The sequence below is a fragment of the Candidatus Edwardsbacteria bacterium genome, assembly GCA_031082425.1.
GTDB lineage: Bacteria > Edwardsbacteria > AC1 > AC1 > EtOH8 > UBA2226.
Map to the genome: position 1 here is coordinate 112,761 of JAVHLB010000001.1, position 14,368 is coordinate 127,128.

Below are 14,368 nucleotides of genomic sequence, written 5' to 3' on the forward strand. Positions count from 1 at the left end.
TCCGGGGGCACAGTGCGAATAACTGCGAGAAACAATGTGAAAACGATCCCTGCTTCGCAGTGTGTGCTCTTTTCTCCAAATTATTGTTGATCACATAAATGATTTTTCACCCGTTAAGCCCTGTGCCCCCGGCGGGTCTTTCGCCCTTTCTGCCCGGACAGAAAGGGCTGTGCGAGTTATATATAATTTTTATCCGCTGGCACGCTTTACATTATTGAAGAAGAAACAACACCGAGAAAATATTATTTGACCGGTATCAGGCCGCTGCTCTTGATGGTCTCCTGGCCCTCGGCAGACAGCATGTATTCGATCACTTGCTTGACCGCGCCTTCCGGCGGGCCCTGGGTCAGCAGGAACACCGGGCGGACCAGCTTGAACTTTCCGCTGATGATCTGCTCGGTGGTGCAATCGGCCCCGTCCAGCCTGACCGGCTTGATCTTCTCGTTTATCAGCCCATGCGACAGGTAACCCACCGCATTGGCGTCGTTGGCCACCGTCTCCCGGATGGTACCGTTGGAGTCCTGGATCAGGGCTTCTTTTATCAGCGATATATCGCCCACTATCTGTTCAAAGGAGGTCCTGGTTCCCGATCCGGCCTCGCGGGATACCACCGTGATCGGACGATCATCTCCGCCCACTTGTTTCCAGTTGGCGATGACCCCGTTGAAGATCTCCCGCACCTGCTTGATGGTCAGCCCCTCGATCCGGTTGCCGGGGTTGATCACGATGGCGATGCCGTCCCGGGCCACCTCGGTGGCGGTGAGATCCTTGGCCTCCTCGGGCAGCTGCACCAGGTCGGCCATCCCTATCTGGGCGGTCCCGGACAGGGCCGACTGGATGCCCACCGCCGAGCCGCCGCCCTGGACGGTGACGTTGATCCCGGGATTTTGGGTCATGAACTGGTCGGCCAGCTTCTCGGCGAAGGGCTGGAAGGCGGTGGAGCCGGCCATGATGACCGCCTCCCGCTTCTGGCTGCAGCCGGCCAGGATCAGGACCGCCGTCATAAGATACATGGCGGTAAGATTTCTGTTATCCATTGTAAATCCTCATAATATTGCTGTGGTTTGAAAAAGGCATGGATTCCCGACGGATTTTACACTGAGTGCAATGAAGTGCGGGAATGACAAAATGGGTATTTTATTTTTCAAAGTATGTCATCCTGGGAAATCTGCTTGCCTGGCAGGTTGAACGGGTGACATTTTTCATCCCTCAGTCAATTAGGCACGGCTGCCATTTCGGAATGACAATAATAAAGATTTGATATCTTGGAGTCACTTCGGCATCGCTCAGTGCATGCTTGGTGGCAAAGGGAAACCCCTATTAGCAAATAACCAATAGCTATTTTCGAAAGTTACTTTCCGTTCTGCCCCTCTTTGAGCAGTTTGGTGAGGTCCTTGTTCTTCTGCAGCAGCTCTACCGCCTTCTGGGCCTGGGCGTCGTTCTGCAGCAGGTAGGCGGTGCGGGCCTTGTCGCCGTAAAGTTTGAAGAGCAATTCCCGCTTGATGCCCTGCTTGACGTAGTCCCTGCTCTCCTTGAACTCCTCGGGAGTGTATTCTACCTTGTCCTCCTTGAGAAGTTTGGTGAATTCATCGACCATGGCCTCGTCCACTATAAGGTCCTTCGGCAGGTTGCTATGGCCCACCGTGTATTTGATGGCGAACTTGAAGAAGATGGTCTTCCGCTCCAGGTCCATCTGGAAGCGGTTGAGGCGCGGCAGGTCCACCTTGATGTCCGGGGTGATGCCGCCGCCGCCGTAGACCTTGCGCTTGAGGCCGCCCAGGGTGGTGTACACCTCCTGGGCAGCGGTGGAATCCTCCACCAGGCTGTCCAGGTCGCCCGACTGCCAGGCGCTGTTGTCCCGGTGGATGCAGCGCCCGGAGGGGGTGTAGTACTTGGCGGTGGTCAGTTTGATGGCGATGGAATCGCCCAAGGGCATCACATTCTGCACCGAACCCTTGCCGAAGCTGGTCTGTCCCAGCACCAGGGCCCGGTCCCAGTCCTGCACCGCGCCGGCCACGATCTCCGAGGCCGAGGCCGACCCTTGGTTCACCAGCACCACCATCGGTCCCTTTTTGGGCCCGAACAGCACCTGGCCCGAGGCCTTGTAATCCTGGTCCGATTCTTTCAGCCGTCCCCTGGTGAATACCACCAGCGAGCCGTTATCCAGAAAATTGCTGGAGACCTCCACCGCTTCGTTCAGCAGGCCGCCGGGATTGCTGCGCAGGTCCAGGATCAGCTGCTTCATCCCCTGCTTCTCCAGGTCCTGCAGGGCCCGGCTCAGGTCCGGGCCGGATTTCTGGGAGAAGTTGGCCAGCCAGATGTAGCCGATCTTGTCGGCGATAAAGCCGTAGTACGGTATGCTCTCGATCTCTATCAGGGCCCGGGTGATGGTGTAATCCATCAGCTCGCTCACCCCCTCGCGCTCGATGGTGATGGTGACGTTGCTGCCGGGCTCGCCCCGCAGCTTGCCCACCGCCTCGTCAGTAGTGATCCCCTTGGTGGGTTTGCCCTCGATCTTGACGATCCGGTCCCCGGCCTGGATGCCCATCCGCGAGGCCGGGGTCCCGGCCATGGGCGCGATCACCGTCAGCACCTCGTCCCGCACCCCGATCTGGATGCCGATCCCACCGAAGGATCCCTGGGTGCTGCTCTTCAGGTCCCGGAAGGTTTTGGCATCCATGAACACCGAGTGGGGGTCCAGGGTCTCCATCATGCCCTTGATGGCACCGTAGATCAGCTTTTGGGGGTCGGGGGCGGTGACGTAGCGGTCCAGCACCTGCTTGAAGGCGGTGGAGAATATCCGAAGCTGGAAATTGATCTGATCAAAGCTTCGGCTTTGAGCGAACAAACCTATCGTCCCTCCGGCCAGCACGCTGAACAGCGCGATGGCCGCCACTATCAAAGCGAATTTACGCCTGGTGATCATGATGAACCTGCCTTTCTGAATACCGTCTTCCATAATAAATATTCTTTCATTACCTTGTAACTATCTAGCCATTTGACCACGGATGGCGCACCGATTGACACCGATAGATCACACTATCCTCCTTATTTTTTGCAGCTTGGAACTGCCAAAGTTGAAGAGCAATCCTACCCGCAGTCCCGTCGTTTTTAAATAATTGAACAACTGCGCTTCATCGCTGGCGGTTAGAGTTGTTATAGCTTTGTTTTCAACCAGAACTTTCTCTTCCACCAACAGATCAGCCCTGAATTTTCTCTTGAAAACGACGTTCTTGTACTTGACATCCAAGTCCACTTGTCGCTGAAAACGAATATCTAAAGCTTCCAACTCGTAACACAAAGCATCTTCATAAACGGATTCCAAATATCCTGGGCCCAAGATTTTGTGCACTTCAATTGCCGCACCAATGATCTTACTAGGTCAAATCTTCAAATAGAAGATCAACCCTTTTACCTTTCTCGGTGTTCATCTGTGTGTTATCGGTGGTTAAAAAACCACTTCGTCTTTTCACAACGCTGAATAGTTACGTTATCTTTTTTTCATGGCGCTCAGCGCCAGCTGCCGCACCGCAGCGTGGATCACCTCCGACGGCTGGCTGCCATCCAAAAGTTTGACCCGTTGGGGGTCCGATTTGGCTATGGCCTTAAATCCCTGGCGGACCCTTTTATGGAACTTCAGGGCCTGGGTCTCCATCCGGTCCAGATTGCGGCGCCGGCCCTGGGCCCTCAAAAAACCCTTCTCCACCGGCAGGTCCAGCACCAGCGTCAGCTGGGGCCAGAAGCCGTCCACCGCAAACTGGTTCAGCTCGTTCACCATCTTCAGGTCCATGCCCCGGCCATAGCCCTGGTAGGCGGTGGAGGAATCGGCGAAGCGGTCGCAGATCACCACATTCCCGGCCTTGAGGGCCGGCACTATCACCTGGGCCAGATGCTGGACCCGGGAGGCCTGCAATAACAGCAGCTCGGTGAGGTCGGTCATTCCCTTGTTGCGGTTGTCCAGCAGGATCCTCCGGATCTTCTCGGAAATAGAAGGGCCGCCGGGTTCCCTGGTCAGCACTACCTTAAAGCCCTGGGCCTTGAGCCAGCTCTCCAACAGTTTGGCCTGGGTGCTTTTCCCGCAGCCCTCGATTCCCTCGAATGAGATGAACAGCCCCGTTTTTTTGATCTTTGATTTTTGATCTTTGATTTTAGCCGCCATCGGCTATTTTCTTCCCAGTTTCTTGATGAACTCTTCCACGTTCCTCTTGGCCTGGTCGTCCGGCACCTGGACCATGGGCGATTTCATGAAGTAGCTGGAGGGCTCCAGCATGGTCCCGGACAGCTTGTGGTCCAGGGCCAGCTTGGCGCAGCGCACCGCGTCGATCACCACCCCGGCCGAGTTGGGAGAATCCCATACTTCCAATTTCATGTCCAGGTTCAGGGGCACGTCGCCGAAGGTCTGGCCCTCCATCTTGATGTGGCAGAACTTGCGGTCCAGCAGCCAGGGCACGTAATCCGACGGGCCGACATGGATGTCGTCGGGATCCATCTTGTAATCCAGCATGGAGGTGACGGCGTTGGTCTTGGAGATCTTCTTGGACTCCAGCCGCTCCCGCTCCAGCATGTTCAAAAAGTCGGTGTTGCCGCCGAAGTTCAGCTGGTAGGTCTTCTGCAGCTTGACCCCCCGGTCCATGAACAGGCGGGTCAGCACCCGGTGGGTGATGGTGGCGCCCACCTGCGACTTGATGTCGTCGCCGATGCAGGGCACCCCGGCCTTCTTGAATCGGTTGGACCAGTACTGCTCGCGGGCGATGAACACCGGAATGCAGTTGACGAAGGCGCACTTGGCCTCCAGTATCTGCTCCACATACCATTTGGTGGCCATCTCCGAACCGACCGGCAGGTAGCTGACCACCACGTCGGTCTTGGTGTCCTGCAGCAACTTGACGATGTCCACCGTGGAGCCCGGGGCCTTCTGGATGATCTGGGACAGATATTTACCCAGGCCGTCGTGCAGCATGCCGCGCTGGACGGTGATCCCGCTCTTGGGCACCTGGCAGAACTTGAAGGTGTTGTTGGGCTTGGTGTAGATGGCGGTGGCCAGGTCCTTGCCCACCTTGTTCTTGTCGATGTCGATGGCGGCCGAGAACTCGATGTCCGAGATGTGATAGCCGCCCAGGTTGACGTGCATCAGGCCGGGGACCTTGTCGCTCGGCTTGGCGTTGCGGTAATAATGAACGCCCTGTACGAAGGAGGAGGCGCAGTTGCCAACCCCGATGATGGCCACCCGGACTTTGCGCTGGCCGGAACTTTTGGCGGCCGGCTGGACGGTTCTTTTGATGATCTTCTTTGCCATGTGGTCCCTTCCTAAAAACTGAATTTTTATTTTTCTGATGGTGTTTTCTTGTCTCTTATCAGGGGGTCCCCTGCCCCTTGGTCTTCTGGCGGATATGCAGGATCCTCTGCAGCGCGGTGACGTTGGTGAATACCGCCAGCACCCACAGGGCGATCTCGAATATCCAGTGCTGGTCGAAGATCCCGGTGAACACCGAGGCGGTGATGATCACCGCTATCCGCTCCGGCCGTTCCATGATGCCCACCTTGCAATCCTCGCCCAGCCCCTCGGCCCGGGCCCGGGCGTAGCTGACCATCAGCGAGCCGGCCAGCGCCAGGTCGGTCAGGATGACCAGCCGCCACATCTCGCTGCCGGCATAGTAATAGGACAGCCCGATGAACATGGCCAGCTCCGAGTAGCGGTCCAGCACCGAATCGTAGAACATGCCGAACTTGGTGCTGCGGCCCGAGCGGCGGGCCAGCGATCCGTCGATGGCGTCGCAGATGGCCGACAGCAGTGCCACCAGGCCGCCCCAGAAGAAATGGCCGGTGGCGAACAGCAGGCCCGAGCCCAGCCCGAACAGAAATCCGGCGGTGGTCAGCCAGTTGGGCTTGACCCTGGTCCAGACGAAGAAATTTATCACCGGATTGAACAGGTTGACAAATCCGGTCTTCAGCCAATTGGGAAACATCTATTCCTTTCCGGCAATAACGATTACAAATTCGCCCTTGGGCTTCTTGGTTCGATACTTTTCCGCCAGCTCGGGCAGCGGGCCCCGTTCGAATTCCTCGAACATTTTGGTGAGCTCCCGGCAGACCGCCGCCGGGCGGGATTTAAAAACATCAGCCAGTTCCTGCAAAGTGCGGCTGATGCGGTGGGGGGATTCGTAGATCACGATGGTCCGGGATTCCCGCTCCAGCTGCTCCAGGGCCTTGGCCCGGCGGCCCGGCTTGACCGGAAGAAATCCGGTGAAGACGAACTGGCTGGTGTCCAGGCCGGAGGCGATCAGGGCGGAGATCAGGGCGGTCGGTCCGGGAATGGGGACCACCTTGATGCCGGCCGCCACCGCCTGAGCCACCAGGGCCACCGCCGGATCGGAGATGCCGGGGGTTCCGGCGTCGGACACCAGGGCCATATTGGCCCCTTCCTGCATCCGGCGGATCAGCTCCGGGGCTTTCCCCTTCTGGTTGTAAGAGTAGAAAGAACTTAACGGGGAGCTTATCCCGTAGTGCTTCAGCAGCAGGCCGGTGTGCCGGGTATCCTCGGCGGCGATCAGCTGAACCTCCTTGAGGACCTTCAGCGCCCTCAGGGTGATGTCCTCCAGGTTGCCGATGGGCGTGGCCACTAAATATAATTTTCCAGACATTTGAATAATCTTTAAACGTTTAAAACCTTTTCAACGTTTTAAACGTTGGCCTAGAGCAGATCCTTGAGCTTGGAGTACCGTCCGAAGCTGGAGGCCTTGAGGGCGAACCGGAAATCCTTCAGGGCATTCTGCACTATCCCGTCCAGGCGCTTGCCCAGCACTATCCGGAAGGAATCTACAAAATTATCCATCCATTCGGCAAAGCCCTTGCCCAGCTCCTCGGAGGTGGTCACGATCTTGCCCTCGCCAGTGATCTCGTCGCCGGAATCGAATTCCTTGAGGAAGGGATAGTGCACCGAGGCCGCCTCCTTCGAGGAGGCGATGGTCTTGCTGACCAGGGTGGGGCCGGCGATGTTGCGCATTTCGGCCATCAGCTTGTTCATGGCCTTGACGAACAGTTCTATCTGGGCGGGGCTGGCATGCTCGGCCAGCACCGGCAGTTTGTCGTAGGCATCCACGATCACCGCCCCGGGGGCGGTGGCCGCGGCCTTGAGGGCCGCCTTCAGCAGGTCGGGGGTGATGCCCTCCACCTTCCAGGTGAAATAGCCGGAGACCGGCGCCCCCTCCTTGAAGCGGACGTAGGAGATGTCCACCCCCCGCCGGATCTCCATGAAGCCGTCGAACTTGACCGAGGTCAGCTTCTCGAACAGCTTTTCCGGTTCCACATTGGACAGGTCCAGGTTCTTGAAAACCGGCTTGACGCTGAAGACGGCCAGCATCATGTCCACCAGCTCCTCCGGCGTCTCGTAGATGGAGACCGTGCCGGTGGTGGATTTTTTGGCCTTATCTATCACCTCGGAGATGGAGATCTGCTTGCGCTCGGTGCGGGAGAAATGCCCGGCGTTCACCGGCTCGCCCTTCTTGAGATACAGCAGCTGGACCATGTCGGGATAGATGATCTCCAGGTATCCGGAGATCTTGCTGGCCCGCTCTTTTTTATTGTCGGCCAAAATGTTGTCCAGGTGGACGAATTCAAGTTTGGCGTTCTGGAGGCTTGACCTGCCCTTGGGAAATCGCATCTTCGCTCTATCTGATTATTGAAATTTTTTGGATCTTACTCTCGTTTCCGGATATGACGTTTAAAATATAAATGCCGGCTGAAACTTTATTGCCGTTCTGGTCCGCACCGTTCCAGACAGTCTGGTTGTCTTTGATATCGATTTTTTTAACCAGTTGCCCGGTTATGTTGTATATTTTAGCTTTTGTGTTTTTATTATCAATGCCGTTGCACTGGATGTTGATTTTATTTTTAGCCGGATTAGGCCAGGTTGTCACCGTAAATACTTCGGGTTTATTTATTATTTCCGGCTTCCCTGACACCCCCAACGGGATGGTTGTCTTGGTAACGTAAATTTCACCATCGTTTTGGTAGCATACCCACACCGTGCTGTCGTTTTCGGCCACTATATCCGGGTTAATGCAATTGTGCAAAGCTGTGTCGGATATCTGCACTGGCGGTTGTGACCACATACTGTCGTAAAAAGTATTTAGAAAAATGCTGTGGCTGTCGCTCCAAGCAATACTAGGTTTAGCTAAATTGGTTATGGCCGCGTTTTGTGGATGGATTTGAGTTTTGATTGTGTATATACTATCAGCAATAAAATCTGAAGTTATAAATTTGTTGTCTATTAAAGACATCGCATCATTTGAGTCGGCATATGCTGAGATAACATGAAGATCGCCATTCTCTGAAAAGCCTATATCAAAGGGGCAGGGCATTAAACTGTATGGTTGTGTATAATTATTCCAACCTGCGATACTTAAATACACCCATCCGGTATCCGGTATCCAACCCAAGGCGTCAACAGACAACCAAGAAAAACCGCCCATTGAATAACTATCCATAAAAAATATTGTTGCGGGTTGTTGATAGATATTTAATGACAATCCATAAGAACTATAATTGGTATATGAAATAATGCCATATCCACTTCCCTGTCGAATGCATTCCGGTTGATCCCATGCCCCACTATCATAGCGCATAATATAAACGCTGTAAAACCCTGTTGTATCAACAGCGGTCCAGGAAAGAAATTTCGTTCCTGAATCCCCGGCCATAATTGAAATACGACCATACGGTCCGTATTGCGGGAAAGTAAATATACTGTCAATTGCAGTGTATGGTCCATACCAACTGCTTAAATATACAGCATACTGTATTTTCCCGGCACTGTCCCAAGCTGCCCATACCGACCCGGTAACCTTATTGCAGGTTATATCGCAGCTTATCTGATCGACATCATCAGTGGTCAGCCAATCACGACTTGACCAACCGGCATTATAGCGTTGATAGCACACATCATAATTACCTTGGGCGTTGGACAGCCACTCCACCCATATCTGATCTTGGTTATCTATTATTATCCTGGGGAGACTATCGCTATAGCTATCGCTGGTCAAACGCCAGGTTTGGCTTGCCGCATAACTAATATCAAAAGCTATCAAAGAACAAAACGACAAAACAACCAGGGAGATAAGCCGCCTCATAGTAGCACCTCCCTAATAAAAAGTTATCCGCAAACCAATCAATTTATATACTTGGTGCCTTGGTGTCTTAGTGGTTAAAAAGGGGTTGTTTCCCTGGATTCCCGTCGGCACGGGAATGACTGCATTGCCGGGCGATGGTGCCTGGGCGGATCGCGATCCGCCTACGGTGATGTTTTCTTTATGCCCTCTGTGGTTGAAATGGCGTTATCGTCACCCATTCATCCTGCCAGACAGAAGGAAAACTCAGGGTGACAGAGCCTCTGTGCCTTGGTGTCTTGGTGGTTAAAAAGGGGTTGGTCCCCTGGATTCCCGTCGGCACTGGAATGGCCTGTATTGCCGGGCGATGAGGTCCGGGCGAAAGACCTTTCGCCCCTACAATATAAAAAATCTCTGTGGCCGGTACTAGATCTCTTTGAACTTCTCCTTGAGGGTGGCGTAGCGCCAGTATTCCTCCAGGTCCGGCATGGAGGGGATCTTGATCCCCTCGCCGGAGAAGGCTATCAGCGACGAGGCCTGCATCTTCTCCAGGATATCCTTGGCCTTGGGGATGCTGACCCCCACCTGCTTGGCCAGTCCTTCCGGAGTATAACTGCCCTTGATGAAAACTCCCGATCCGTCCGGAGCGCCCTTCTCCCGGCCCATGGCCAGCAGCGAGGCCGCCACCCGGCAGACATCGTCCTTCTGCAGCAGGATCTTCACCTGCTCGTTGGTCTCCCGCAGGCGCTTGACCAGGCTGGAGATCAGGTATTCCACCATGGGGTTCTCCTGCAGCTGGGCCTTGAAGGCCGCCCGGTCCAGTATCAGCAGGGAGACCTCGCTTAGGGCTATGGCCGCAGCCGAGCGCGGGGCATCGTCCACGATGGCCATCTCACCCAGAAAGGAACCCTCCGACAGCTCGGCCAGGACCTTTTTGACCCCCCCGGCGTTGTTGGATATCTCCACCTTGCCGGATTTTATCAGGTACATCTCCTCGCCTTTGTCGCCCTCCTTGAAGAGGACCTCCCCGGCGGCCAGGTTCTTTTCGAAAGCCCCTTGAGCTTCGGCCATTATATTCTCCTTTTAAACATACTTAACAAAATATCATATCATAACTTAATGGATAATGTCAACAATAAATTCCCTTAGAATTTGCGGGCCAAGGCCTTGAAAAAGAAAGGACGGCACGCCGGCCGCCCTTTGATTATTGCTTTATTATGCCTTCAATTATATGTCAGGCTTTCCATTCCGACATCCTTTTCCCTATCACTACCGACAATTCTTCGATCTTATACCGTTCCTGTCCCATGGTGTCCCGGTCCCTTAGGGTCACCGTCCTGTCCTGCAGGGTCTGAAAGTCCACCGTGACGCAGAACGGGGTGCCGACCTCGTCCTGCCGTCGGTACAGCTTGCCGATACCGGCGGTGTCGTCGTAGACCGTCCGCAGGACCGGCTGAAGCAGGGATCTGATGCTTTTGGCGGTCTCCACGATGGCCGGCTCGTTCTTCTTCAGCGGCAGGACCGCCACCTTGATGGGGGCCAGCTCGGGGTGCAGTTTCAGGACGGTCCGGGTATGCTCATCGCACAGCTTGCCGTTCAGCTGGCGGACCTTTTTCAGCAGTTCGATCCGGTCGGCCCCCGGCAAACTGCAGGCGGCGTCTGTCTCCAGCAGCGAGCCGGGAAGTTTTTCGATGGCGGTTTGCAGGGCTTTTTCTATGGCCTGCAGCTGCTCCAGGGTCGGGCCGTCGGAGCCCGGCTTTTTCTGGGCCTCGGCCATCTTCTTGCCGATGCTTTTCAGGGCCGCGGCCGCCGCCTCCTTGAGAGGGTTCACGGATTCCTGGGACGGCCGGCTGAGCTGTTCTTCTTGATAGGCCTCGCACAAAAAGGCCAAAGTGGCCCGGTCGGCCCCGGCCGAGGGCTCGATGACATAGGGTATGTACTTGGCGCCCTTTTTGCCGGTGGCGGGATCGGCATAGGCTTCGTCGAAATATTCCATCTTTTCGGTGGAATGCTCGTTCCTGGCCAATTTCAGGCGGGCCAGATCGGCCTCGTTTACATTGTTGCTGTGGGCCGTCAGGTCGTAATCTTGGCGGTTGGCCACGCCCTCCAATTCGCTCCAGCCCAGGGATCCGGGGAACAGATACTCCAGATCAACGCAGGCCTTGGCGTAATGGGCCAGCTCCTCCTGGGCCTGGGGGCGTTTTTTAAGGCGCTCCGGGCTCATGCCCAGTCCGATATACCAGTTGTAGCGGGCCTCCACCCATTCCTTATGCAGCTGGTCGTCGTCCTTCTCGCCGGGCTGGAGGTACTGCGGAGGCTTGCAGAAATATTCTATCTCCATCTGCTCGAACTCCCGGGTGCGGAAGGTGAAGTTGCCCGGGGTGATCTCATTGCGGAACGACTTGCCAACTTGGGCAATGCCGAAGGGCAGTTTGCGCCGCATGGACTGCAGGACGTTGAGGAAATTGGTGAATATCCCCTGGGCGGTCTCGGGGCGAAGGTAGGCTACACTTGAGACGTTCGGATTTGTTATTACCAGAGCCTTGATCGCATTATTGTCATTAACATTAAAATCAATATGATGTTTTGGCAAACCGCTTACCTGTGGAACTATTGATTTTGCATATTCTACAATATTAACTCTAAAAGTCGTAAATGATGAACAGTCGTTACATTTTAACTCCCAGCTTGCTGCCGGTATAACAATATTCTTTCGTTGAGCACTTTGATTAATAGAAATTTTAAAATCGTTGGCATTAAAACTTTCAGATGATAGTTCATTCTTCCCGCTTACGGTAAGAACTGCTTTACTGAAAGGCACATATTCTAAATCACTATCTAGTGGGACATCAAATATTATATTTGGTGTTTTTAAAACATATGTATTTGGATTGTATTCAATTTTTCCCGACATACACGCATAGATAGAAATAACGCTTTCCTGCACCGGCCCGACGTGGGTTTGAAACATCCCGTTGAAATTGCGGGGCTCGGTCAGCTCGCCGCCGCACTCGGGACACTTGTCTCCTTTTATATGATCGGCCCGGAATCTTTTGCGGCATTTCTTGCAGTCCACCAGCGGATCCACGAAGGTCTTCTCGTGGCCGGAATACTGCCACACCAGGCGGTTCATGATGATGGCCGCATCCAGCCCCTCCATGTCCTCCCGGGAATAGACCACGCTCTTCCACCAGGCTTTCTTGACGTTGTTCTTGAGCTCCACCCCCAGCGGGCCGTAATCCCAGGTGGAGCCCAGGCCCCCGTAGACCTCGGAGGATTGGAATATGAACCCCCGCCGTTTGGACAGGGAGACTATCTTCTCAAAGGCATTGTCTGGTCTGGGCACTTGAATTCCCTCGCAATTATTGTTGCTTAAATTAATTGGCCACGGATTTTCGCGGATCATATATAAAAATGTCGACTGTCATTCCCGAGGAATCGGGAATCCACGTTGATTTGAACATTTATTATAACTCTTATCCCCCTTTAAAATCAAGGATAAATAACAAAAGCCCCGCAATTGCGGGGCTAAAACGAGGTTGGTCACATTGCTTTTTATATGCTCATTTTATTTCGTCCGTTTATTCACTATCTCCTCGAGCAGCGGCCCCAGCTGGACGCTGTATTCATCCTTCCGGTCCTGGTTAATGGAGATCATCACCCTTCGGCCGATCAGCTCGCCCTCCGGCTTCACCCCGAACTCCTCGGACTCAAAGTCCTCCTCCCATTCTGACCCCGGCCTGGCCCCCCGGCAGATTATTACGTAGCGGCCCCGGCTCCTTTCCCGGACCCCGGTGATCCGGCCCTCGATCCTGACGGCCTTGCCGCCGGCCTCCAGCATCCGGGCCCTGATGCTCCGGCCGGCCGGGCTCTTCCCGCCCGCGATGTCACCTAAAATATAGAATACCCCCGAGGCCAGGAACAGGGCCAACAGCCCCCCGACTGTCAGCAGCAGCGGCCCCAGCCAGAAATGGGAGAACTTGGCCAGCTGGGCCTGTTGGGGTTTTTGGGGATTGTACCTGACGTCAACCTCGGCCCCGATGGCGAACTCCGGGCTGGAACTGCCGGTGCTGCCCTTGAATTGGAAACTCCGGCCATCCGGGGTCCGGAATTCCACCATCGGATAGTAGGATGGACGGGGGCTTTCCTCGTCATCGGCCACCTCGCCCTGCTGCATCGCCACCACCCTGCCCTGGGCGATCAATCCGGTTCGGAAAAGGGCCGCCCTCTTGGCCCCCCACACCAGGCCGGCGATCAGGGAAGCCAGCCCCAAGCCCCCAAAAAGAAAAAAAACCACCCACTTCATAAAACCCTTTTTACTCTTTATGTGACAGAAAAGACCTTTGTTTGCCAGTCTTAAAATGAAACCCCGCAAACTTGTCCGGATCATCTGACCTGTTACGACAGGCGGACACAGCCCACGGGGTTCTGTTAAGTTGGTTTATTGCGGCCATCCCGGCGGTGCGGGGATGGTTTTGGCGCCCGGCTCCGGGGCCGGGGTCTCGTCGTTCTGGCTGGCGATGATCACCACCGCCGAGGTGGCCACCACCGCCGCCGCCCCACCGATGATGGCCGGGGTAGTGGCGTACCAGGCCGTGGCCGCCGCACTCCCCATCGACCCTATCTTGATGGCCGCTCCGGCCCACATGGTCATGAACGCCAGCTTGGCCGCCGTCATCACCACCGGGTTGTGGGCCGAGTCCCCCTTGGCCACCGTGATCATCATCTTGTCCTTCACCAGCACCTCGCCCCCGGCGTCGCCCTGGATGCCAACCTCGCCCTTAAGAACGTTCAGCTCGGTGGAGTCCCCCTCCACGAACACCCCGAACACCGTCCCCCGGATGCCGGCCACCGCCGTCGGTGTGGTCACCGTGAACTTGGATTCCTGGGAGGACAGCTTGCGGATGGAGCCCAGGATCTTGCCGGCGGCCAGCTTGAAGGAGTTGATGGCGGCGGCGGGCTTCTTCTGCCTCTCCATCCTCTCGATCTCCAGCCGGCCCTTGTCCTTCAGCTTGAGGATGCTGCCGTCCGACAGCTTCAATTCGGCCTCGGACCCGTCATCGGTGGAGATCATGTCACCGGGATATACCGTCATCTTCATCACCGCCGGGACCGATGCCTGGCTGCCCTGGCGCTGCACCTCCACCTTTCCCTTGATGAAGGTGATCCTGGCCTGGGACGGCTTGAATTCGGCCCGGGCCGGCTGAAGGGCCATCAGCATTATGGCCGCGGTTAAAATCGAGACGATCTTATTCATTTTATAT

General features: G+C 55.4%; 13 protein-coding genes and 1 pseudogene. All 14 read right to left on the bottom strand.

Annotated elements, in window-relative coordinates; genetic code table 11:
• Positions 1-242: 242 nt before the first annotated feature.
• The 14 genes and pseudogenes from RDU76_00575 to RDU76_00640 all read right to left on the bottom strand — a co-directional run bounded on the left by RDU76_00575 (position 243) and on the right by RDU76_00640 (position 14,361).
• Positions 243-1,037, bottom strand: coding sequence for a phosphate ABC transporter substrate-binding protein (locus RDU76_00575; protein ID MDQ7797422.1), 795 nt, complete (start codon positions 1,035-1,037; stop codon positions 243-245).
• A 314-nt stretch (positions 1,038-1,351) separates the two neighbouring features.
• Entirely contained in the window at positions 1,352-2,959 is a 1,608-nt protein-coding gene (locus tag RDU76_00580; GenBank protein MDQ7797423.1) for a S41 family peptidase, read from the bottom strand.
• A gap of 75 nt (positions 2,960-3,034) precedes the next feature.
• Positions 3,035-3,373 carry a GxxExxY protein gene (locus tag RDU76_00585; protein MDQ7797424.1) on the bottom strand — a complete coding sequence of 113 codons (339 nt, stop codon included), beginning with the start codon at positions 3,371-3,373 and terminating at the stop codon, positions 3,035-3,037.
• A 117-nt stretch (positions 3,374-3,490) separates the two neighbouring features.
• The gene (gene tmk / locus RDU76_00590; protein MDQ7797425.1) at positions 3,491-4,159 is read right to left on the bottom strand and encodes a dTMP kinase; all 669 of its coding nucleotides are present in this window, start codon (positions 4,157-4,159) and stop codon (positions 3,491-3,493) included.
• A gap of 3 nt (positions 4,160-4,162) precedes the next feature.
• Entirely contained in the window at positions 4,163-5,296 is a 1,134-nt protein-coding gene (locus RDU76_00595) for an inositol-3-phosphate synthase (GenBank protein MDQ7797426.1), read from the bottom strand.
• Positions 5,297-5,354: 58 nt separating this feature from the next.
• On the bottom strand, positions 5,355-5,966 hold the full coding sequence (locus tag RDU76_00600) for a CDP-alcohol phosphatidyltransferase family protein (GenBank protein MDQ7797427.1): 612 nt from the start codon (positions 5,964-5,966) through the stop codon (positions 5,355-5,357).
• Positions 5,967-6,641 (bottom strand): 16S rRNA (cytidine(1402)-2'-O)-methyltransferase, encoded by a 675-nt coding sequence (rsmI, locus tag RDU76_00605; protein ID MDQ7797428.1) that lies wholly within the window; start codon positions 6,639-6,641, stop codon positions 5,967-5,969. It lies immediately after the preceding gene.
• A gap of 50 nt (positions 6,642-6,691) precedes the next feature.
• The gene (locus RDU76_00610; GenBank protein ID MDQ7797429.1) at positions 6,692-7,660 is read right to left on the bottom strand and encodes a hypothetical protein; all 969 of its coding nucleotides are present in this window, start codon (positions 7,658-7,660) and stop codon (positions 6,692-6,694) included.
• A gap of 7 nt (positions 7,661-7,667) precedes the next feature.
• A complete protein-coding gene (locus tag RDU76_00615; protein MDQ7797430.1) occupies positions 7,668-9,128 on the bottom strand; it encodes a T9SS type A sorting domain-containing protein in 1,461 nt (486 codons plus the stop codon).
• A gap of 402 nt (positions 9,129-9,530) precedes the next feature.
• Positions 9,531-10,175: a Crp/Fnr family transcriptional regulator gene (locus RDU76_00620; GenBank protein MDQ7797431.1), complete on the bottom strand. Its 645-nt coding sequence runs from the start codon at positions 10,173-10,175 to the stop codon at positions 9,531-9,533.
• 163 nt (positions 10,176-10,338) lie between these two features.
• Complete coding sequence (locus RDU76_00625; GenBank protein ID MDQ7797432.1) at positions 10,339-10,881, bottom strand: His/Gly/Thr/Pro-type tRNA ligase C-terminal domain-containing protein; 543 nt, start codon at positions 10,879-10,881, stop codon at positions 10,339-10,341.
• Positions 10,882-10,953: 72 nt separating this feature from the next.
• A pseudogene (locus tag RDU76_00630) lies at positions 10,954-11,607 on the bottom strand (aminoacyl--tRNA ligase-related protein).
• A 1,065-nt stretch (positions 11,608-12,672) separates the two neighbouring features.
• Positions 12,673-13,410, bottom strand: a complete 738-nt coding sequence (locus tag RDU76_00635; protein ID MDQ7797433.1) for a DUF3592 domain-containing protein — start codon at positions 13,408-13,410, stop codon at positions 12,673-12,675.
• Between the two features lie 135 nt (positions 13,411-13,545).
• On the bottom strand, positions 13,546-14,361 hold the full coding sequence (locus tag RDU76_00640; GenBank protein ID MDQ7797434.1) for a FecR family protein: 816 nt from the start codon (positions 14,359-14,361) through the stop codon (positions 13,546-13,548).
• Positions 14,362-14,368: the final 7 nt, after the last annotated feature.